We start from the raw sequence: 21,689 nt of genomic DNA, 5'->3' as shown, positions 1-21,689 counted from the left end.
ATGCGACACGACCTCGTACTCACAGGCCTTATCTCGATCGGCGCCTCATTGGTGCTCGGTTCCCCGCTCGTCTACTTCTGGACGCAACGCGAAAAGGTTGCGCCGGTCGTCGCGGTCGATGTGCAGAAGCTCATCAGCGATGAGCAGGAAACGCTGCTGAAGACCTTCAATAACGGCGATCCCGTCCATATGACGGACGACGCGAAGAACAAGGCGACCCAACACGCCGGCGATTACGCAAAGCGCCTGTCGGCCGCGCTGGACCAGCTCGGCGCGCAGTGTGGCTGCGTGGTGATCAACAAAGCTGCCGTGCTCGCAGGTGATGCGCCCGATCTCACAGACCTGATCGCCAAAAGGATCGCCAAATGACTCGTCTCCGATCGACGGTGCTCCCCGAGTTTTCTGCACGCACGCTCGGAACAGAAACGGCGGGCGAGCGATTTGCACCGACCGATGTTGGCGACTATCTGGCCGCCTCGGCCAGTGCTTGTGCGGCGGCCCTTGCAAACGTAACGACTTATCTTGTCTTGCGTCGATCGGCGTGTGCGATTGCCGCAAGAGCCGACCTTCGCGGAGATGAGCAGTGATCGCGCTCGTCGCCTACACCAGCGGCCTGGCTCGCTATCGGCGGTTTGTTCGCACCGTGGTCGCCCTGGCGATCGTGGCGGCTGTCGCATGGGGGCTCACGCCCTGGTATGGGCTGACGTTCAACATGTCGACGAGTCTGCCGGGGACGCTCTACTTCATTCGCAAGGGCCCCTGTCGGCCGCGCCTCGGCGACACCATCGCATTTCGGTGGCACGGTGGGGCGACCTACCCCGCGGGACTGACCTTCATCAAACACGTGGCTGGTTTGCCTGGCGATGTCGTGCACGTCGTTGGTCGCGACGTCTGGGTCAATCAGACCTATATCGGCTACGCCAAGCCGCTCTCGCTTGCAGGGATGGCGCTGTTTCCGACCCAAGACGGCGTGATTCCGCCCGGACACTACTTCGTGGCCACGCCGAATCCGAACAGCCTCGATTCGCGGTACTCGATAGCCGGCACCGTTCCTCAAACCGCAATCGTCGGGGAGGCCTATGAAATTTTTTAACCGCTGCCGTGCCCTCATCACGTCGGCCGACCCTTCGACTGGAGGCTCAGATTCCAATGCTGGAACTTGTCTGCTTGTTGATTTCTCTCGTGTTGATTTGCGTCGGGTTCGTCACCGGGAATATGCATTTCGTGCTGGCCGTCGTGACCGTAGTCTGGCTTGGTGTGATGCTCGTGGGCGCCTGGCATATCTGCACGGCAGTAGCACCCCTCGTTTCTCAGTTCTTCAAGTATTGGAAACGGCGATAACGTCGACCTGCTCCCTCGTTGCTCGGCTCCAATTCCGATCGCTTGTGCGACGCCCGGCCGTCACGTGGATCGCGGCATTGACGCTCGCGGCATCCCCAATCTCCGCGGTCGCGGACGACTTGGGCGTGGTTGGCCCGACGTATCCGATCGCAGAGCATGACGCAATTGTGATGTTGAAGCGTCGCCTGCTCGAACTGCGAGCCAATGGTGGGCTGGCGACCGTCGAGCGCCGCGCACGTCAGCGCGCGCTGCATGACGTCACGTCCCTGCCCCCGGTGCCGGGCATTTCAACCGTCAGCGAGTACTCGAGTCGCCTGATCGATCCGACGGTCACGTACGCAAAACCCGTCACCAATGACGAGGGCGCCGTGATTGTCGCCGCCGGCACGCGTATCAATCCGCTCGACATTGTCACGTTGCACGAGCGCCTGGTGTTCTTCGACGGCCGTGATCCGGCTCAGGTTAAGGCGGTTCAGGCGCTCGCGTCCCGCTCCGGCGATTCCATCAAACCGATCCTGACTGCTGGTTCGTGGTTTGACCTGACGAAGTCGTGGAAACGGCAAGTGTATTTCGATCAGCAGGGTCGACTTAGCCAGCGTTTCGGGATCACCCGCGTGCCGGCCGTCATCAGCCAGCGCGGCAACCAACTGCTTCTCGAGGAAGAACCTGCGGAGCAACTGCGTTGACCCGGCGACCAAACCACCTGTCACCTCCCAATTTATCGGAATCGCGATGAACAACTATGACCGTCTGGACTTCACTGCCGACCCAGCCGTTATCGACGTCGTCGAGAAGAACTCGCCCCACGACGGCGCTGCTGCTCTTCAGCACTTCAATGCGACAGGCGAGCCGACGCGGTATGTCGTAGACGTCACCAATGATCAGGTCGTCGTTTCAGGAAACGGTGTGCTCGCGACTTACTACTGGCGCGCGAGCCCGTACGACAGCAGGGTCGCTCGTCTATCCGTTCAACCTGACCGCCAGATCGTAGGAGACAGCAGCGGGGAAATCTTTCGTGTTGTGGCGGGTGCTGTAGATGATATCCACCGTCCTGCTGCGGTCCTCGCCGAGCATCTGAGCGAGGTCGAAGCCGTTGAGTTGATCGGTCGTATCGAGAAGGGGGTGAAGGGCGCCCTCGGTATCGGCGTCGAATCGACCCATACGGTCCAGTTGGATGAGCCTCTTCCCGTCTCCGGCGTTGTTGAGTCCGCACGTCGTTCGATTGGAGCGAAGCTGCTCGGCATCCTGGCCACGGTAACGTCACGTGTGGTCTGGGTCGCCGCTTGGGGCGTTGCCGGTGCGGCGACCGGCGGTGTTGCAGTGATCCTCCTGCCGATCGTCTATCGCCTTGGCCATCACGTCGGCGCAAACCTGATCGACTTCGTCTTCCACGTGTATCCGGCGATGCGGGAGCTGCTTTCATGAGCATGGGCCCTCTCCTTCGCCGCTGGATTCTCGCGATCGCGCTGGTTGCCAGCTGCTTCTCGTTCTCGGCGCCGGCCGATGCGGGTCAGTGTGTCGGCCGATTCGCCAATCCGATCACGGATATCTGCTGGGAATGCGCTTTCCCGATGGCCATTGGTAGCGTCACGTTCCTCAATATGGGCCAGGACGACACCCCGAACCCGGGAGGATTCCTCTGCTTCTGTAACGGCACGTTCGGCGTCAAGTTCAGCTTCTGGGAGCCGATCCGGCGCGTCGACGTCACGCGCTCGCCCTACTGCTTCGTGTCGCTCGGCGGGATCTCGCTGAACCCGGGCATCCACGCCCCGGAGGGGGAGGTGCGCGAGCAGAAGGACGACACCAAGCAGAGCTTCTATCAGGTGCACTGGTACACCGATCCGGTCATGTACTACACCGAGATCCTGCTAGACGACCCCTGTATGGAGACGGGCAGCTTCGATGTCGCGTACATGACCGAAGTCGATCCGACGTGGAGCGACGACGATCTCACCATGCTCCTCGAGCCCGAGACCTACCTGTTCGGCAGTCCGATCGCCCAGGCCGCGTGCGCAGGTGACTGCGTACTCTCGAGCCTAGGTTTCGGCAGCAACCTGCTCTTCTGGTGCGCAGGCTGCAACGGCTCGATCTATCCATTCAACGGCCACGTTCAGGCTCATGTGTCCGCGATCCAGGCGTCGTCACTGCTGGTCGAGCGCATGACCGCAAAGCTGCATCGCGAGGGTTTGATGTGGGGCACGACAGGTGACGGGGCCATGTGCGGCTACTACCTGCAGCCGGTGATGGACAAGACCCAATACAAGTACACGATGCTCTACCCCGTTGCGCAAACCGACCAGATCAACGGTCAGTGCTGTCAGCCGTATGGCCGCACGTCGGCGCTCTGGGGCGCCGGAAAAATGATCCCGTACACGGGGGAGGACTTCGCGTACGAGATTTTCCGCAAGCGCAACTGCTGCATGGGTGCGAACCTCGGAGACCTGCGCCAATGAGTCGGCTCACTTTCTCCATCGTAGCCGCCGGCACGATCGCCCTCGCGGCCGTTCACGTGTCGGCACAAACCGTGTCGAATCACGCGCTCGCGCGTGAGCAGCAACAGATCAATACCACGCGCCGAGCGACCTTCGATGAGGCAGCCAGCGGCACCGCGCGTTACCGCGGCGTGATGCCATCGTCGGATGCGATTGATGCCGAGATGAGCCGTATCCAGGGCAGTCGCGATCGGCAGATGGCCCAGGCTGCAGCAAAGGCAGCTCACGATGGCAACGCGTTCCCGAACCTGCCGACGCCGGCGCCAGCCGCCGCCGGTGCCGACCCGTTCGCCGTCGCCAAACGGTACGAAAGCCGTACGCAGCGTCGTGTGACCGATTCCTTCGTCGCGTTCGCGAGCTTCTCGATGCCCGCTGCCTCGCTGGTACGCCTGGTGAAGACCATGAATCAGGCCGGCGGAACTGTGGTGTTCCGGGGCTTCAAGAACGACTCACTGAAGGCGACGGCCGCGGAAATGCAGAGGCTGGGGATTGCGTCCGGCGGCATCGTCGTCAACCCGAAGGCGTTCACGCAGTATCGCATCGCCCGTGTGCCCGCCTATGTCGTCACACGCGGTGGAGACGCCAACAATCAGGTTGACAGCAGCGGATGTGCGCTGCCGGCGTCGTACGTCTCCTTGTCGGGAGACGTGACGCCCGCGTATGCCCTGCGCCAGATCGTCGATCACAGCCCTACCTACGGGGGGATCGCCGAGCGATATCTCCGTGCACTGGGGGATGTCGAATGAACGGAATGCGGGCAACCCTGCGCCGAAGCGCACCACTGGCCATCGCGACCGCTCTGGCTGCGGTCGCCGTGTGCGCTGCTGCGGACGCCCCATCTACCGGGACTGCGTTTACTGAAGGCCAGTCGTTCGGTAAGTCAGGAATGAACGCGGCTCACGGAAGCATCAGTGGCGGTAGCTCGAACGTGCCGAACTACACGAACCAGGACGGCGAGCTGACGCCGCTGTATGGCGGTGGGCAGGGCAGTCTCGGGCCGGCCGGGTCAGGGAAGGAAGCGGATTGCTCGACGCAGCCAGCGAACCCGAGTGCCTACTGGCGTCAGGAATGCGATGCCGTGAATTACCTCGCGAAGAAGCCGCCCAATCGCATGCCGATCACCGCGAGCGATCCGATCGTGACCGGGAGCAAGGGCACGATCAATAACCCCGGGTCTACGACGAGTTCGCAGGACTGCCACAACGTGACGTCGACGGTGCCGGCGACCTACCGGAAGGAAACCTGCGAGCAGGCCGTGGGTACGCAAACCTATACCTGCAACCGCATCAATGACCCCGTCTGCACCGAACCCTATCAAGGCTGCGCCGCTGGCGGGGTCGTCGAGGGAAGCTTCACCGGCGGGTTTGCCGCGCGCCTGGCATCGAACTCTGCGCTCTGGAACTTCGGCGCTGACACGGGCTATCACGACAACTCAGGCTACAACGGACTGACCGTGTCCGGCTCGATGAGTTTCAGCGTCCAGAACCTTGGTCAGATCGGTACCGCAGTCATCAGCCAGATCACGGCAAACAATACGCTGCGCAGCGTCGACATTAACGGCGTCACGGTCTACACCGATGCGCCGGACGGCGGGCGCATTCTCCAATGCGGAGTGGCGACGCTGCCGGCGTCGTCCGGCGGTATTGATGGACGGCAGACCACCGGCTATCTTGCCGCGTCCTCGCCTAGTGTGACCTTCACACACAATTTGATTTACAACGGCATTCGGAGCGTGTGTTCGGATAAAACTGCCTTTACGGCAGATGGCGGTCTCACGGAGTATCGACCGTTCTTCACCTTCGGTAGCGAGTACGAGGGGAACCCGTCGACCATTGCGCCCAACACCGACATCCGCTCGTATTTGCACGAGGGCGTCAATACCGTCGAGATTCAAGCGGCGATAGGCGGGTACGGTTTCCAGGGCGGCGGGCAGGCCCGAGTTCAGCTCACGCTGAACCAGATCTGCACCGCGACTTGCACGCCGAACTGGATCGACCAGTGCAGCTCGTTCGAACAGCGGGCGGCACAATGAATATCCGCGCTCTCATGTTCGCCGCGCGTGCGTTCACCCTCGTCGGCAGTGTAATGACGGTCACCCTGCTCGCCGCGCCGGTAGCGTATGCCGCGCCCACCTGCCAACGCACTGGTTCAGCCTGCATCGAGCCGGCCGGCACACGTGTCATCAACGGGATTCCGCTCTACCAGGATTGCTGGAACTACCAGGATACCTACGAATGCCAAGCCGCTTCCACCGTTAACGACTGCACGCCATTGCAGCAGCAAGGCTGCGGCCTTGTGAACCAGCAGTGTGTGTCATACAACGACGCGGTGCAGGGAAGCTGCGACACGATGCAGTACACGTACCAGTGTCTCGATACTCCGGCGCACACGACGACCGTCACCCAATGCACGAACACGATGTGCGCACCGGGTGCCGGATGCTTCTCGTCAAGCAGTGGTGCGGACGGCGCGCTCGGCAAGGTCGTAGCAGGGCTGGAAACCGGGCGCGAAGCCGGCGCCTACGGTGTCGGTGGCGGTAACGTGAACATTTTCAAAGGCTACGACAGCAGCTGCTCGATCAAGGTGCTGGGCGGCCTCGAGATCAAGAGCTGCTGCACCAGCAACGGCGGCGGCGCCGCTTACTCGAACAACGCGATCGGAAGCGCCGCGGTCAGCGCTGGACTGTCGGTTGGCGGAACGGCGGCGAAGCAGGGCATCGCGTTAGGGTCGAAGTATGTCTTTGACCAGCTGTACGAAACGGTCGATAGCTCGATCGTGAACTCTGGTCTCTTGCAGATGGGCGCATGGGCGGACAGGGCGTTGTCTACCTCCGGAACCTTTGGTGCCTACGGCTTTAGTTTTTCGTTCTCCCTCACCAATGGTGTTCAGCTTGCAGATTTCAATCCGTACGTATTCGCGGCCGAGATCGCTGCGCAGCTGATCCAGATGTGGCTCGCATGTTCCCCTGACGAGCAGGTGCTCAGTCTGAAGCGTGGCCAGAACCTCTGTGTCCAGTACAACCAGGGCTGCTCCAAGCGCGTGCTCGGCGTGTGCGTCGAGGAAAAGAAGAGCTACTGCTGTTTCAACTCGTTGATCGCGAAGCTTGTCAACCAGCAAGGCAAGGCGCAACTCGGCATCCCCTTCGCCGGCTGCGGTGGCTTCACGGCCGACCAACTCCAGCGTATCGATTTTTCGAATATCGACTTTACCGAGTTCGTCAATTCGATCCAGTCCAAGGCCGTCGACGAGGACGCGATTCTGCAGCGCGTGCGGCAATCGATCGGAAGCGGAAAAGGGGTATCCCAATGATGCGCCTTGTCTCCGCTGCGTTTGCTACTGCGATTTTTGCGCTGCCGGCCGCGGCTTTCGGCGGTAGCTACGACGAATTCAGTGCGGTTCTCATCGACGCGATTGATCACGGGTCAGCGTTTGGCGCGCTGCGTGGACCCGTTGCGGGTTCACTTATCACCAAGCTGCACGCCAACGGCCCGGTCTACGTCACGGCTCGGTCGATCGGCGACTTGCCGCGGCCGGGCTGCAAGCGTCTGGACGTGCTGTTCGACGTCCGCGGCGTCCAGACCGAGGCGGGCGAAGCCAGCGGCCGCCTGGACGTGAAGATGAACTATTGCCGCGATCAGGTCCCGCCGATTGGCCTGACGCCGGCGGCGCCGTCGCAACCCGCGGGAGATACACCGTGACGCAGGACCGGCCACTGGTTGCAGATTTCAAAACCCTCACGACGCAGGAGCGTTGAAATGTCCATCGAAAGCATGTTTCCCCCTTCGCGTTCCCGCTCCGACTGGGCCCAGGCGCTGCGGGCCAGCCTTCCCTGCTACGTGCGGCGCCTCTTCGTGGCTTTCGTCGTTGTGCCGGCGGCCGTCCCAGTCGCCGGGCTCGCAGTTCTCAACCTCGGGTCGTTCACGGGTATGGCAGCGACCGTGCTCGAACAGGCTGCTGGAAGCGGCACGAATCCGGACACGATCCGACTGCGGACATGTGCCGATACCGCGGCTCAGTATTCGCCGTCGGCCATTTGTATGCACTGGCGGACTGATGACGTTCCCGTCGCTACGCTCGCTCGTCGGGTTGGTCACGGCTTGTTCGTCGCGTGGCTCGTTGCTGCCGCCATTACGCTTGCTGCGGACCTCGTCTGGTCTCCGCCCGCGCCTCTCGCGTTGCGCACACACCTCGATTCGATCGGACGGCAGCGTGCCGAGCGTAGTCGCGCAAGCCGCGAAGGAGAGGTGAAGTGAGACTGCAGATTACGATCACCAGCATGCGCGCCGCGCCGGCGCCCGACTTGCCGAGCCATCTTTTTGCTGGCGCCGGCAGTGACCGCGCGACCTTCCGGGTAACGCGCGGCGCCGCGCCGTCGCGCGAAGCCATTTCCGTGTTGCTCGAGGACGCGATCGCAGATGTTTGCGTGACGAACTACGATCAGGTCACGGGGCAAGGCAGCTTCGTTGTTGTCGACGGATCGGCGCCGGCGCCCGGTACGACGATCGAGCTCGATGACGACGCGGTCGCGGATCCGGTCGACTTGTCTGACGGGACGCCGCTGAGCTCGGCGGGGCCGATCCACCGTCCCGCGATCGAACAGTTTTACGACATGCTCGATCGGCACGACTGGTTTTTCGGTTACTCAGACGATTCCCGGGTATATCGGAATGGAAGCGACAACCTCGACCGTCTGAAGGAGATCGCAGGTTCCCTGGGCGGCGACCATGCCGCGCTCCTCGCAGCCTTCCAGAAGCATCATTTCTCCGGTGCGCCATGGTCGACCCCAAAGTGGGACAAACCGGCTCGGCCAGTGAGCGGTGTCGTCAGTATCCCGGCGGCACCTTCGTCGGCGTCGACAGGGGCCGGCTGGCAGCACGACAGCCAGCCTCCTGCCGAACCGCCTCACGCGCAGCGCGATGACGAGTTGATCGAGCTTGCTGCATATCAGCGACATTGCATTTCGAACGTAGTTGGCGCGGCTTTCGCCTGGCGGAACGCACGTCGGGCGTTTATGGGCGCGGCGGCGGTGTTGCACAAGCCCAAGGCCCGAAGCCAATTCTTTTGGATTCTCGGAGGGCGGCGGCATCAAGCCGATGCGGCAGAACAGGTCAAGGCTGCGCAGTCTCTGGGTTTCGCGGAAGTGCAACTCGAGCAGGCACTCGGCCAATTGATGGACGCCGGCTATGACGTCGACGCGCAGCGGAGCAGGCCATGAGCGCATTCCGTGGATTCGGGCTCGCGGTAGCGGTCCTGCTTCCTGCAGCGCTACTGGTGTCGCCGATCGCACACGCCGATGGGTTGGACTACAAGTCCGCCTGGAGCTGCGACGGGCAGGAGAAATTCAATTGGTACTGCGACGACGACAAGCCTGCGGCGCCGGCAGGTGCGAGCGCGGCCAAGCCAACCGATTCCGACGACTTCGACCAGATCAAGTCCGCCGATGAGATGCGCGAGGCGCTGAAGCACCGACTCGACGTCGCGAACATGGACCCGACGCCCGAGCACATCAAGGAGTACATCAAGCTCTGGGAGTACGTCCAGCAAAAGAGCGCTGTCTTCGCCGATCAATGGCGCCGCGTCGTATGGCAGAACCCGAGCCTCGATTACTCGCTCAAGCGTCCGACCAACAACGTCGCTGTCCATACCTACGACCGGACCCGGGATTCCGACCAGGACGGGCAGCTACGTGCGCTCGCGCAGAAGCACGGCCTGATTTTCTTCTTCCGCTCGGACTGCCCGTACTGCCATGCGATGGCCCCGACGATTGTGCTGCTCGCGCAGCGCTATGGCATTGACGTGCTGCCGGTCTCTCTGGACGGGCGAGGCATTGGCGAGTTTCCGAACCCGACGCCTGACCACGGGCAGGCGTCGGTCTGGGGCGTCCAGCAGGTGCCCGCCCTCTTCATCGCGTCGAAAGAGACCGGCGACCACGCGATGATCGGCTCGGGAACGATGTCCCTCCAGGACATCATCGACCGAATCTTCGTTCTCACTGCCTCGCAGCCTGGGGAGCTTTTCTGATGAAACCGACACGCTGGATTGTCGCAATGACGGCTGCAGTGTTTGCCATCGCCCCGGTCTGTACGCAGGCGATGTCGATGCAGCAGGTCTTCGACTCTATCAACGCCATGGGCAACGTATCGAGCCCGCGGGCGTTGCAGGGCGAGACGATGGATATGTACAGCGGCGGAAGCGTGTTCATGCGCACGCCACACAAGACTTACCAGCTCGCGAGCGTCACGGCCCCGGAATGGGGAGCGGGTTGCGGCGGGATCGACTTGTTCACCGGCGGGTTCAGCTTCATCAACAAAGAACAATTTGTCGCGCTGCTGCGCAACATCGGCTCGAACGCGTTGGGCTACGCATTCAAGCTCGCCTTACAGAACCTCTGCCCGACCTGCGACAACGTCATGCAGTCCCTGCAGGCCATCGTGCGCGACGTCAACCGGATGAACATCGACTCGTGCCAGGCCGCGGAGGGCATCGTCAATGCGGTGACGCCTGTTGCGTGGAAAAAAGAGCAGGCAAACCTCGCCGACACGCTCGGGCCATTCACGAACCTGTATTCGGATATGACCGATGCCTGGACAAATACCGGAAACAGCTCGGCGCAGGCGGCGCAGACGATCAACACGGCGACTGCGTCGGATTCCAATCTCGCGGCCAAGCAGCCGTACGGGAATGTGACGTGGCAGGCACTGCAGCAGCTGCCGGACCTGAGCACGTCGGATCGCGAATTCCTGATGTCGCTGGTGGGGACGGTCATCTTCCCCGACCCGTCGGATTCTGGCGGCACGGAGGTGAATCCTGTATTCCTGCCCCGAATCGGTAGCCTCACGGTGCAGGAGCTCGTCGGTAACGATCCCGCTGCGAACAGCGGCACCACGATTCAGGTGTACGTGTGCGACGAGACGACGAAGTGCCTGAATCCGTCAGTGCAGGAAATTGGATACACCCCCTTCCGTACGCTCGTACAGCAAAAGCTGCAGGTAATCACGGATGCGATCGCATCGCGCTCCGCGATCCCGAACCCGGCAGACACGTTTCGGTTCCTGAGCATGACCGACCTGCCGGTCTACAAAATGATCGCGGTCGGCACGCGCCTGAACAATTCGTCTCTGGCCGACCAACTGTTGAGCACCTACCAGTCGCTGATCGCGGCCAAGTACGCCGAGGCCTACATCCACGGATCTGCTGAAGACCTCCGCCGGGCAATCGCGCGTTACGGCACCGTGAAATCCAGCACGTCGCTGCTCGACGAGGCCACGAAGCTCAATACCAACATCGACACGGTGGAATCGGAAGCACGCAGCGTCGTGATGCAAGCCTTCAGCCAGACGTCGAACGCGTGGCAGCTGGTCGAGCAACTCCAGTCGATCGAGCGTGCCGTGCACGCGAATGTGTCGTCTTCGCTTCGGAACTCGTTGGCGTTCGGCCAGACGTTGAACGGCGGGAGCACGCAATGAACATGGAAATCGACACCTATGGGAACGTCGATACTTTGTACTTCGTCATGCAGGGTATCGCGTCTTTCATGGGTAGCGGCACCTGGACAGGTCTCATCCGCTACACGCTGTTGTGCGGGGTGGTGATCTGGACGATTGTCGCGATCGGTCGGAAAGGCTACGAGATCTTCCGCTGGTTCGCCGCCGCGATGCTGATGACGCAGCTGCTGTTGCTGCCTATTGAGAACGTGTTCATCACCGACGTCAACAACGTGCAGCCGACTCGGGAGGTGGATCACGTCCCCGCGTATCTCGCCGCCGTTGCCCAGAGCTTCACGCTCATCTCTCACGTGCTGACGCAGTCGTACGAAACGATCTTTTCGGTGCCGGATACGCTGACCCTGAAAAAGGGCGATGTGGGTTTCGGCATCTCCGTGCTGCAGAAGGTGAACAAGGCTGAAATCACTGATCCGGGGCTGCACGCCGACCTTATTCAGTTCTTCAAGGAGTGCACGGTCTACGATATCCAGGACGGCGCAATTGATCCGAAGACGATCATGAACGGCACGGACCCCTTCAATACCGTGTTCACGTCGACGAGCCCTGCACGATACGTGACGACGAACACCCTTACCGCGAACCCTACGACGGACACGTGTTCCGCGACCGGCACTTTGTTGCTGCTGCGCGTACAGGACGCTGAGCAAGCGGCCGAGCAGATGTATGGCAGCGAGATGTATCCGGAGATCGCCGACCCCTCCATGGCGAAGGCGGAGTTCGTCAACGCGATCGGAGATTCGTACGGCTTCATCCTCCAGTCGTCGCAGAACGCGTCCTCGGCGCTACGACAGGCAATGTTCAACAACGTATGGCGTCAGGCGGGCGCGGAGCTGCCCGCGATGCTGAACGATCCGGCGCGCGTGGCAGAGGTCAATGCGTTGATGAGTTCGGCCCAGGCTGCGGTGGCGACGAACGGTTCGCTTGCCTCCATGGCGATTCTGGCCAAGAACACGCTGCCGACTGTTCGCAACTATGCCGAAGCGATTATCTATGCGGTTTTCCCGCTCATTCTGGTGCTCTGCTTGATTAGCGGCGCGGATGGGGCCAAGCGAATCCTCGCGATGTACGCGAAGACGGTGGCGTGGGTATCTATCTGGCCGATGCTCTTCGCGGTCATCAACGGGCTGTCGCTGATCCACCTGAGCCATGAGATGCGCTCGATGTCGCTGCAGGCCGGCGTGCCGTTCGGGATGGCGGCGAAGTTCGGGCAGACGTTGCTCGACGAGCAGGCGCTGCTTGGATACATGGTGATTATTACGCCACCCCTTGCGTGGATGTTGCTGAATTTCGCGTCGGCCGGCGTTGTCGGTGCGTTTTCTCAACTGAGCGGCGCGCTGACCGGCTCTGCTCAACAGATCGGCGGCCAGCAGGCTCAGGGCGACGAAAACATCGGCAACGTGCACATGGATTCGTCGTCGATCGATAACGCGTCGCGCAACGTGACCTCGGCGAACAAGTACGACAACACTGTGCAGTCGCGCACCGGGTCGATGAACGTCGATACCGGGACCGGCTCGGCCTTCACGAACTTTGCAAATGGCCTGATCGCTCGCACCGAGTTTCAGAACAGCCTCGGCGTTTCGGCAACCTCCCAGGATGCGTTCGAGCGGTCGCTCGGCACCGACACCTCGACGGGTGTCGCGGCAAACCGAACGAATTCCACGTTCGCTGGGCGGGAGCAGCTTGCGTCCAGCACGAACAGCGTCTCGAGCAGCCAGGAGCGTGGAAGCTCACAGCGCCTGTCCGACGATTCCAGCTCGGGTACGCGGGCCTCGTCTAGCCAAACAGGTGAGCGGCGGACCGCACATGATCAGCAATATGCGATAGATCAGTCACACTCCGTCGACGGTACAACTTCTGCAGGAGCCAAAGGTTCGATCATGCTTGGTGGCGGCTTTGCCAAGTCGTTTGGCGAGGATGGGGCGCCATCCGGCAACGCCGGCGGTGGAGGCGGCGGCTCAGCCGGTGGTAGCGGGCGTGGGCCTTCCGGCAATGGTCGGCAAGGAAGTAGCAATCCGGTCTCGAACTCGCCTCTTTTTAACCAAGCAGAAGAAGACAAACTCGCTCGCAAGGCCGAGTCACTTGGAAAATCGCCGAACGAAGTTCAAGCGATTCGGGATGCGTATCGATCGAAGGTGCGGGCTGCGGATTATGCAAATGGCGGCGGCACGGGGAAAGGGCAGTCGAGTCTGAAGTTTGGTCTCGATGTTTCGGGCGAAGGCGGATATACGAAGTCTTGGCGGAATTCTGACGCACAAAAATTCGTCGATCAAAACAGTAGTTTGGCCGCCTACACCGAGAGCGATAACGTCTCTCACGAAGGCTCGCAGATGCACAACGACTCCACCGGAATGGAGTCCGGGCAGCACGTTCGCAGCGACCGGTCGGCGTCTCTGACGGACCAGGTTTCGTCCGGCTCCCGCGTTGCAGCGGATCTCACTCGCAGCGCAGACGTGCGCCAGCGCGGATCGACGCAAGTGGTTTCGCGCGTAGATACCTCGACCAACCTGATGACGCCTGAGAACCTGCAGGCGGTCGCTGCGCGCAACGGTATGCGATACAGCCAGCTGATGACGTTGCCGTCCCCGCAGATCGCTCAGCTGGTCGCCCAAGATGCAGCGATGCGCGACATCGTTTCGCGCAACTCGACGTTGCCGACCACGGCTCGTGATGGGTCTACTCTCCCTGCGAGCGGCATCGACGTCGTTCGCCAGGACCAACGCAACCAGTCCGGCGTTGGTGCAAGTGCCCCCGCGTCGTTCCGGCGATTTGCAGGTGCGGTTGGACCAGTGGATACGACACCCCTGGATGTTGCGACGCCGATGCCCCAAATCGTGACCGCCGCACAGCACCGTGTGGATGTTACGCAGCAACGGGTCGCAAGCGAGTCCGCCGCGCCGATCAAGCAGGTGCGTGACCACGTCGATCCGTCGGCCGACAACAAGCCGCTCATGACGCCCGAGCGGGCGCCGGGCCGCTCGCTTTCCTCTCCGCCCGTGGCGCCGTCAGCTTCCGATAGCAAGGGGCCCCTGTCGGCATGGGTGAACTCGATTCAGCCGAGCGGGCCGGCTGGAACAACGTCCACCTCGGCACCAATTGAAAACTTCCTACGTCCGCGAACTACGGGAAATGGCCCGACTCTTGAAGCCGCTCGAGCGGCGGAAACCGGCACGGGCTGGCCCGCGACTCAACCGCGCCTGTCCGAATCTGACTTCAGGATCGTGACTCTGCCGGCCGGCAATGACCACATGTCACATCGGCAGAGTGATCATCGAGTGCCCGATGCTCCTGACGTGACATACAGCCGGCCGTCTCCGGAGCTATCCAGCCCTGATCAAGAAGCTGTAGCGCCGCCCGTCGGCTCGATACGGGGTCGCCGGGTGGTTGACGATGGAAGTCGGGGAAGTAGCTTGCCGACCGCATCAATGAAGCGTAGCGGCGGGGTCTCAGTCATGGCTCCTGGAACGACGGCTGGCAACTCTGGTTCACGAGTCGACAACGTCAAACCAGCAAACGCTGGTCAGGAGCAGGCTACGCCGGCGCCTATTGCGCCTGAAACAGTTGGCCGGAGAAGTTCGACGTCCGGTGGCATCGGCCTCGCAAGCGTCGGGTCAGAAGTCGGTGGCGTCGACAGAAAGGTGCAGATCGATCGCACGCCAGGCGGGTCATCTGCTGCAGGGGATGCCTTGCCACCGACACCCTCGCTTTACCTCGATGCCGCAACCGTCGGCGCCGACGCATCTGCTCCGCACGACGACTCGGCGGTAAGCGGCGCGGCCACTTCCCCGAGCGTTCTGGTTTCGGCGAGTCGACTAGGACGCGGTTCTGCAGATGACGCACGTGGAGTCAAGTCGCTCCCGAGCGCGGGCGTTGCAAGCGATGATCCCGACAACCAATGAAAAAGGGGCCTTGCGGCCCCGGACGGCAATTCCCCAATCAATGACGCCAATCGCTATGACTCATCTGATTTCTTTGGTCTCTCCAAAACCAATCGTTCGAGAGGTCGCTGCTTGCATTGTTGCTCGAACGAGCGGTGTTCCAGCCGTCATCATAGTGCGCGCCGGTCATGATGAGATGGCCAAGCTTGACTGCAACGCCCAATTGGGCGAACACGCCGAAGATGCAGGAAAAGAGAGCGCCAAAAGCCAAAATGGTAAAGGGCAGCTGCATTACCGTAATCACGATGGCCGCAACCAGGAGCGTGGTCAGGTAGCCCCACATGATTTTCCGGTAAATCAATCGGCCACTGCGCGATGCAATAAACGACGTGAGAACCGAGAAAATCACTGCTGCCATTATCGCCATGAAATTCGCAAGCACATAGTCCATGATGAGCGTCCCCGTACGCAATTAGTGTTGACGTTACGCCTGATTTTGCGTACTGGCAAGTTAATCCTTGATGAATTAATTCGTCGTGGTGTCAATTCATTTACGTCTTTAATTAGCGCGATCTCGACGGTGAGTCGAGTGCGTCTGGCCGCGCTCACGTTTCCTGCCCTGCTTCTTGCTGCTTGCGCCTCGGTGCACGGCGACGACGCCTGCGCCCGCTCCTATTCAGCGGATGGCCACGCCTCCCACGTCGGGAGGTTGGCATGAAGTTTCTCCTCTTCCTCGCGATCACGGCCGGTGTCGGCTACTACGTGCTGCATGACGGCCCGACGCCGGATCTCGGCAATTTGTCGTCGTCCGTTGGGCATTTTGCGAGCTCTCTGAAGCACCCAGCCGACAACTCCTCACATTCAGAAAGCGCAGGCCCTGGCGACCGCGCCTCCGTCCAATTCGCGACTTCACCCGACGGCCAGGCCGAGGCGCTCGTGCTGAGCGTGATCGACAGCGCGCAGTCGGAGCTCGACGTCGCCGCTTACGAGCTCACCAATCGCCGCATCGTTACCCACCTGATCGAGCGCGCCCACGCTGGTGTGCAGGTCCGTGTCGTCCTCGACCGCTCCCAGCTTGACGGCCGCGGCTCGAAGCTCGCGGATCTCGTCGCGGCCGGAATACCGGTTCGCATCGACATGGCCGTACCGCTCATGCACGACAAGTTCATCGTGGCCGATAGCGAGACGACCCAGACAGGCTCGATGAACTATACGCAGGCCGGTGCCAATCACAACGCTGAAAACGTCCTCGTCATCTGGCATCACGCCACGGTCGCCGCAGCCGTGCGCGCCGCGTGGGCGCACCTATGGAATGAATCGAAGCCTTACCCAGGTGTTTGACCCGGCAACCACGCGCGTAAGCCGAACTTTTTAATGGAGAACACGATGCCTCATGTCGATTACGAAGTCGCCTGCCAGACGATCGGGCAGCTGATCGCCCACTATGTCGCCGTCATCGCTGAAGAGGAGTCGCGCAGCAAGCCGGACGCGGAGTGCATCGCTATAGCGGACGCGGAGCGCAAGACTCTGGTTGCTGCTCGCGATGCGCTGCATCCGGATGATGCGGCCGCGATCGCTCGTGCGCTTGACGTCTACGGCCTGCGTGCCCGTCGATTGAACATCGGTCACGCCTGACTCCGGAGCCCATCATGGACACTATTCCGGATGTCTTGATGCAGCGCGCGTATGCGCGCGTGGAGCGCGAGGCGATCGCCGGTAGCCGCGAGCAGGCCGAGCCGAAGGCGATCCTCATCGGCGGCCAGCCCGGTGCCGGCAAGACGGCCCTCGCGCGTCAGGCGATGGGCGAGCTCAACGAGCGCGGTGGTGCCGTTCTGATCGACGCCGATCGCATGAGGGAGAACCTGCCGCAGTACAGCCGGCTTCTTCGCGAGGATCCGCAACATGCAGCCGACCTGACGCATGCCGATGCCGGCCGGTGGGCGGGCCGGCTAACCACGGCCGCATCCGAAGCGCGGCGTGATCTTGTGGTCGACGGGACGATGCGCAACCCCGATAGCCTGCGCAATCTGGCGCGGCGGCTCAAGGACCGCGGTTACACGCTGGAGGTTCGGGGCGTGGCCATGCCAGCGGACGTGTCGCTTACGCGTGCGCAGATGCGTACCGAGCGCGAAATCGCGACGACGGGCGTGGGACGGGTGGTCAATCGCGAGCAGCACGACCAGGCGTATGCCGGCATGGTGGAAGCGGTCGCGTTGCTCGAGCGTGAGAAGGCAGTGGATCGAATCCTGATCGTCGATCGGCATCACCGTGAGATATACCGCAACGAACTGCATCAGGGTGAATGGCGCGAGCCGCAAGCGGCCGCGGCGTCGATCGTGCATGAGCGCGAACGTCCGATGACCCGCGACGACATAGCCCATCACGTTCAAATGCTCGATGACATTCGTGACGCTCGTACAGGGCGAGGCGCGCCGGCGCCGGAGATTGCCGACATCTCGCTGCGTCGTGAGCAGGCGCTACGCGTCCCGGAGAGGGATGCGCAAGCACTGGTCAACGGAGCGTCTGCGGATGCGCGGCCGGCACCGGAGCGCGGCTTGCGCGACGTCCTCCGGTCCATGACACGTGACGTGCCGAACCTCGGTGGCCACTTCCCCGATCCGGTCGCCGAGGAAATCGCTGCGTCGCGCCATCTGCCCGCCCTCGAGGCTAGGCTTCGCTCGCACGGGATGACTGACCTGACGCCGCTGGACGCCGGCGCGTCGTCGGTCGTGCTGGCGGCCGACGACAAGCATGTGGTGCGGCTCGGAACCGGCGATCTTGCCGTTCGGCCAAAAATTCCCGAGGTCTTGCAGGCGGTGGCGAGCGGCACCGAAGGCAATCTGCGATACGAAATCATGCCCCGCGCCGATATGCGAGGCGTGACATCGGCCGACGTCGCGCGCACGGCCGACGCGCTTCGTCAGCGCGGATACCACTGGAGCGATCAGGGCGTCGACAATCTGGGCATCGTGGACGGTCGTGTGGTCGTCGTCGATCCGGGCGGCATAGAGCCGGTACGCGAACGGGCCATTCTGCCGCCTGCACACCAACCGGACCAGGCAAAGACGGAGGTCGAAGTCGATACGGCGCGCCCGCCGCGCCGGCGTACCGTAGACCACGCACGCGACGCGGAGCGCGGCCGCGCGTTCGACACGCTGGGCCGTGACCAGGCGCTCGCCCTTTTCCCCGAGCTCGACGCGGCCTACCACCACCTCGAAACGCGGACGTCGATCAGCACGGTTCCCCACAGTGAAATCGAACGCGCCAACCTATCCGAGCAGATCCATCGCGGCCAGCTACCCGAGGGGGACGTGCCGGACGATGTTTCGCGCCGGGCGATCGGCCTGGCCGGCGATCACCACAACCTGATTCTGCGCGATGCGCAGCAGCTGGAGCGCCACTACCGCGGCGAGGTGCTCGCCAATTCGACGCACCACTCGCTGGTCAAGATCGGTCAGACCGTTGGCATCGTCTATCCGCGCGATCGATTGTCCCGCGAGGTGGAGGTCGGCGAGCAGGTCGCGATTCAGTATTCGCCGGATAGCGCGCTGCACCAGGTCAGGGAGCGCGATCACGAAGCGGAACGCGCAGACCGGTCACACGACCACCAGCTTTCCATCGAGCGATAGGGGCCGCCATGTCTATTTTCGATGGCCCCCGACGTGTGCGTCCCGTTCCGCATTTTTCGCGGCTCTATCTGGCCGAACGCCGACACATTCGCCGTCGGCTGTGGACCAGTCCGAGACTGCTGCGTATCGAAGCCGATTGGGCGACGCGTTACGTCGTGCAGGGGCTCGCGCTGTGCTGGTTGGCATGGGCACCAGCGTTGTTGCTCTGGGGGCGACTGATCTCCAACGGATTCCACCTGGACTACCCGATCGTCGTCGAGCCGCGCGCGGCGCTGCCGATGTACGCGTTCGCCGGCCTCGTCGCTTCGCTGTTCTACGCGTGGTGGCGACCGTACATCAGCTACGTCGAGCTGCAGGTCAGGCGCCACATGGACGACTGGTATCGCACTGTATGTGAAGCGGAGCGATCCGGCCGCCTGTATTAGGCCAGCAACGAATCACCGCCATTTTTGACTGTTGATTACACCAAGAGGAAGACCATGAAATTCACTAAGAACACGCTCCTGATCGTCGCCTTGTCGGCCACTTCGTTACTTGTCGGTTGCGCCACCACTGGCAACGAGCACCTCGAATCCGCGACGCAATCAAGCGTTCAGGCCCAAATCCAGCAGGGCAAGAGCACGAAGCAGGACGTTCAGGATGCTTTCGGTTCGCCGAACAAGACCACATTCACCGATTCGGGTCTCGAGATCTGGACATACGAGCTGGCGCACGCCACGCCGCACGCTATCAACTTCGTCCCGATCGTCGGTGCGTTTGCACATGGCGCTGACGTGCGGAAGAAGACGTTGACAGTGCTGTTCGACGACAGCGGGGTCGTCAAGAAATACACGTTTGCCGAGACCACCGACGTGGCCAAGGGAGGCATCGGCCAGTAGCGCCTGCCTGATCGCAATTTAGTGGCGGGAAGGTGCTGTTCCTTACCTTGCGCCTTCCCTTTGACGCCAGCCGGCTTGCCGGCTGGTCTTTTTCCCCGATCTCGCGTTTCTGTAGAGGCACCCGTAATGAATCGATATCGCGCATCTTTCATCGAGCGCCGGCGAGCTGCAGCCTCGATCACCTGGCCAGAAGGCACGTTGATCCTGACCAATCCGGACCCCTCTGCCCAACGCACGCTGAAGGGCGCGGCGGTCGCGCTTGCGGCGGCGGCTTGCCTGTTTTCCATCACCGGCACAAACGGGCCCTTGCAGTCCTGGGCTCGCTCGCGCGAGTACCTCGACATGCGACCTGCCATTGAGGCCGCGCTGAAAGGCGGAAATCGTTCCGCCGGTACATGGCTTGCCGTTCATTTCAATCGCGACTATCCGGGCTTGCTCCAGGCCGAGTCGGACGCTGGCGAACCGACAGCGATGTACCTGGTTGCTCGCATGCACCTGCAAAAGCACGCGGGTTTCGGCCACACCACGGCGGCGACCGATACGGATCAGGAAAGCGGCATGCAACTCATGCGTCGAGCCGCGGCGGCAGGCAGTCAGGACGCCCTGCGCTTTTTGGTCAGTGGGCATGCGAACTGAACACCACGATGGAATTGGACAAATACGCGGCATGTAAAGGAGAAAGCCGTATGCATACGCGTCCCCTTGACCCCCCGTTCATCGTCGACATGTGCGAATCATGCTCGGCGTGTTGGCGGTCGTTACGTGGTTACTGATCGCGCCTATTGCTTACCTTGATGCGCTCGGATTCTGGAATAGCACGGAGCCCGTGTTCATCGCCGCGATTGTTACGGCGCTACTGTTCTTGCCGGCTGTACGTTCGACGTGCACTCGTCGTGGAACGTGGAGCGCACTACGTCGCGCGCAGCGCGGTTTGCACCGTTTCGGCATGTATGTCTATCTCATTTGCATGCTGTTGATGATCGTGATCGTCGGGAACTTCGATTCGCCGGCGGCCGGGTTGGCGGAATCGGCTTTCGACTTGTGTTTCGACGGAATGGTAGCCGGCGCAACGTTGTACTTCTGGAGCCTACTGGCGCTGCCGGTCTTGCACGGTCTCGCCCGCACTGAATCGGCGTGGAAGCAGCGAGGTGCGCGATGACCGGTCGAACTCGCGTTCTGCGCGGCTTCGTAGTGGCCGTGTTGGTGGCGTTGCTTGCGTGGATCGTTGGCGGTGTCCTTGCTCGCCAGGCACGCGCGCAGGAGTTTCTGTCGCCGGAGCAAGCGTTCCGCGTTCGCATGACCGAAGAACGTGGCGCTGTCGTCCTCCATTTTGCGGTCGCCGACGGTTACCGACTTTACGGCGACCGCTTCCGGGTCGCGAGTGACGACGGCCGCGCGCACCTCGGTGCAATTCAGCACGGCGCCGGCAAGGTCGTCGCTGATCCGAGCTCTGGGCGTCCGGTTGAGGTGTTCGAGCGGGAAGTGACGTTGCGTGTGCCGGTCAATGCTAGCGAGATGTTCGGCCTCACGGTGACCTATCAAGGCTGTGCAATCAACCAGATCTGCTATCCGCCGATGCAGCGGACCTTTCCAGTGATTGCTGCTGCACTGCTGTCGCAGTCGGAGGCGTTGCGATGACGGCCGTCCTTTCTCGCTTCTCGCGGGCGCTCGAGGCGCGTATCCAGTACGCCTATGCGGTCCGTACGACAGACCCCGGTTCGCCAGCGTGGTTCAACTACCTCCATACCGGTCGGCAACACGCGATAGCACTCGCTCGAGCGTGCGCTAGCGACCATGACGGGGAATGTCCTCCTCTGATTGCCGATATCCCGATGCTGCGCGACGCCTTCGAGGGTGCCGAGCTTGAGATTCACCAAAGGCAGCGCCGTCAGATCGATGGCGATGTTGCCGAAAGAAACCCCCTCTGTTCCCGGAATCTTGGCGGAGGACAGGAACAGAGGGCTCC

At 62.1% G+C, this 21,689-nt stretch carries 23 protein-coding genes; 22 read left to right on the top strand and 1 reads right to left on the bottom strand.

The window, feature by feature from the left end; genetic code table 11:
* The 14 genes from SY91_RS34670 (at position 1) to SY91_RS34605 (ending at position 15,237) form a co-directional block, all read left to right on the top strand.
* Entirely contained in the window at positions 1-369 is a 369-nt protein-coding gene (locus SY91_RS34670; protein WP_124702498.1) for a TrbI F-type domain-containing protein, read from the top strand.
* Between the two features lie 214 nt (positions 370-583).
* Positions 584-1,093 carry a S26 family signal peptidase gene (locus SY91_RS34665; protein ID WP_011695071.1) on the top strand — a complete coding sequence of 170 codons (510 nt, stop codon included), beginning with the start codon at positions 584-586 and terminating at the stop codon, positions 1,091-1,093.
* A 325-nt stretch (positions 1,094-1,418) separates the two neighbouring features.
* Positions 1,419-2,027: a type-F conjugative transfer system protein TraW gene (gene traW, locus SY91_RS34660; RefSeq protein WP_234622009.1), complete on the top strand. Its 609-nt coding sequence runs from the start codon at positions 1,419-1,421 to the stop codon at positions 2,025-2,027.
* A gap of 46 nt (positions 2,028-2,073) precedes the next feature.
* Entirely contained in the window at positions 2,074-2,766 is a 693-nt protein-coding gene (locus tag SY91_RS34655; RefSeq protein ID WP_080330891.1) for a hypothetical protein, read from the top strand.
* A complete protein-coding gene (gene traU / locus SY91_RS34650) occupies positions 2,763-3,794 on the top strand; it encodes a conjugal transfer pilus assembly protein TraU (protein WP_011695074.1) in 1,032 nt (343 codons plus the stop codon). Before SY91_RS34655 ends, traU begins: the two co-directional genes overlap by 4 nt.
* On the top strand, positions 3,791-4,579 hold the full coding sequence (gene trbC / locus SY91_RS34645) for a type-F conjugative transfer system pilin assembly protein TrbC (protein ID WP_011695075.1): 789 nt from the start codon (positions 3,791-3,793) through the stop codon (positions 4,577-4,579). Before traU ends, trbC begins: the two co-directional genes overlap by 4 nt.
* A 5-nt stretch (positions 4,580-4,584) precedes the next feature.
* Positions 4,585-5,865 (top strand): hypothetical protein, encoded by a 1,281-nt coding sequence (locus SY91_RS34640; protein ID WP_134256627.1) that lies wholly within the window; start codon positions 4,585-4,587, stop codon positions 5,863-5,865.
* Complete coding sequence (traN, locus tag SY91_RS34635; RefSeq protein WP_234622010.1) at positions 5,832-7,142, top strand: conjugal transfer protein TraN; 1,311 nt, start codon at positions 5,832-5,834, stop codon at positions 7,140-7,142. Before SY91_RS34640 ends, traN begins: the two co-directional genes overlap by 34 nt.
* Entirely contained in the window at positions 7,139-7,531 is a 393-nt protein-coding gene (locus SY91_RS34630; RefSeq protein WP_011695078.1) for a hypothetical protein, read from the top strand. Before traN ends, SY91_RS34630 begins: the two co-directional genes overlap by 4 nt.
* 57 nt (positions 7,532-7,588) lie before the next feature.
* Complete coding sequence (locus tag SY91_RS34625) at positions 7,589-8,086, top strand: hypothetical protein (protein ID WP_134256626.1); 498 nt, start codon at positions 7,589-7,591, stop codon at positions 8,084-8,086.
* On the top strand, positions 8,083-9,048 hold the full coding sequence (locus tag SY91_RS34620) for a hypothetical protein (RefSeq protein ID WP_050809587.1): 966 nt from the start codon (positions 8,083-8,085) through the stop codon (positions 9,046-9,048). Before SY91_RS34625 ends, SY91_RS34620 begins: the two co-directional genes overlap by 4 nt.
* Positions 9,045-9,854: a conjugal transfer protein TraF gene (locus SY91_RS34615; protein WP_011695081.1), complete on the top strand. Its 810-nt coding sequence runs from the start codon at positions 9,045-9,047 to the stop codon at positions 9,852-9,854. The genes SY91_RS34620 and SY91_RS34615 overlap by 4 nt, the downstream gene beginning before the upstream one ends.
* A complete protein-coding gene (locus SY91_RS34610; RefSeq protein ID WP_185921517.1) occupies positions 9,854-11,299 on the top strand; it encodes a conjugal transfer protein TraH in 1,446 nt (481 codons plus the stop codon). Before SY91_RS34615 ends, SY91_RS34610 begins: the two co-directional genes overlap by 1 nt.
* Positions 11,296-15,237: a conjugal transfer protein TraG N-terminal domain-containing protein gene (locus tag SY91_RS34605; protein WP_011695083.1), complete on the top strand. Its 3,942-nt coding sequence runs from the start codon at positions 11,296-11,298 to the stop codon at positions 15,235-15,237. The genes SY91_RS34610 and SY91_RS34605 overlap by 4 nt, the downstream gene beginning before the upstream one ends.
* 37 nt (positions 15,238-15,274) lie before the next feature.
* Here the strand turns inward: SY91_RS34605 and SY91_RS34600 are convergent, their stop codons facing one another.
* A complete protein-coding gene (locus tag SY91_RS34600; protein WP_011695084.1) occupies positions 15,275-15,667 on the bottom strand; it encodes a hypothetical protein in 393 nt (130 codons plus the stop codon).
* A 263-nt stretch (positions 15,668-15,930) separates the two neighbouring features.
* Here SY91_RS34600 and SY91_RS34595 point away from each other — a divergent pair, with 263 nt between their 5' ends.
* The 8 genes from SY91_RS34595 (at position 15,931) to SY91_RS34560 (ending at position 21,361) form a co-directional block, all read left to right on the top strand.
* Positions 15,931-16,557, top strand: a complete 627-nt coding sequence (locus SY91_RS34595) for a phospholipase D family protein (RefSeq protein ID WP_185921516.1) — start codon at positions 15,931-15,933, stop codon at positions 16,555-16,557.
* Positions 16,558-16,602: 45 nt separating this feature from the next.
* Positions 16,603-16,851: a hypothetical protein gene (locus tag SY91_RS34590; RefSeq protein ID WP_134256637.1), complete on the top strand. Its 249-nt coding sequence runs from the start codon at positions 16,603-16,605 to the stop codon at positions 16,849-16,851.
* Between the two features lie 14 nt (positions 16,852-16,865).
* Complete coding sequence (locus tag SY91_RS34585; RefSeq protein WP_011695087.1) at positions 16,866-18,845, top strand: zeta toxin family protein; 1,980 nt, start codon at positions 16,866-16,868, stop codon at positions 18,843-18,845.
* Positions 18,846-18,853: 8 nt separating this feature from the next.
* Positions 18,854-19,270, top strand: a complete 417-nt coding sequence (locus SY91_RS34580; protein WP_011695088.1) for a hypothetical protein — start codon at positions 18,854-18,856, stop codon at positions 19,268-19,270.
* A 54-nt stretch (positions 19,271-19,324) separates the two neighbouring features.
* On the top strand, positions 19,325-19,723 hold the full coding sequence (gene bamE / locus SY91_RS34575) for an outer membrane protein assembly factor BamE (protein WP_011695089.1): 399 nt from the start codon (positions 19,325-19,327) through the stop codon (positions 19,721-19,723).
* Positions 19,724-19,849: 126 nt separating this feature from the next.
* A complete protein-coding gene (locus SY91_RS34570; protein ID WP_011695090.1) occupies positions 19,850-20,359 on the top strand; it encodes a hypothetical protein in 510 nt (169 codons plus the stop codon).
* Between the two features lie 100 nt (positions 20,360-20,459).
* Positions 20,460-20,882 carry a hypothetical protein gene (locus SY91_RS34565; RefSeq protein ID WP_041489692.1) on the top strand — a complete coding sequence of 141 codons (423 nt, stop codon included), beginning with the start codon at positions 20,460-20,462 and terminating at the stop codon, positions 20,880-20,882.
* Positions 20,879-21,361 (top strand): protein-disulfide reductase DsbD N-terminal domain-containing protein, encoded by a 483-nt coding sequence (locus SY91_RS34560; protein WP_011695091.1) that lies wholly within the window; start codon positions 20,879-20,881, stop codon positions 21,359-21,361. The genes SY91_RS34565 and SY91_RS34560 overlap by 4 nt, the downstream gene beginning before the upstream one ends.
* Positions 21,362-21,689: the final 328 nt, after the last annotated feature.

This window comes from Burkholderia cenocepacia, assembly GCF_014211915.1.
In the GTDB taxonomy this organism is placed as follows: Bacteria; Pseudomonadota; Gammaproteobacteria; order Burkholderiales; family Burkholderiaceae; genus Burkholderia; species Burkholderia orbicola.
Note: the sequence above shows the minus strand (reverse complement) of the source record. Positions and strands in the feature narration are given on the sequence as shown.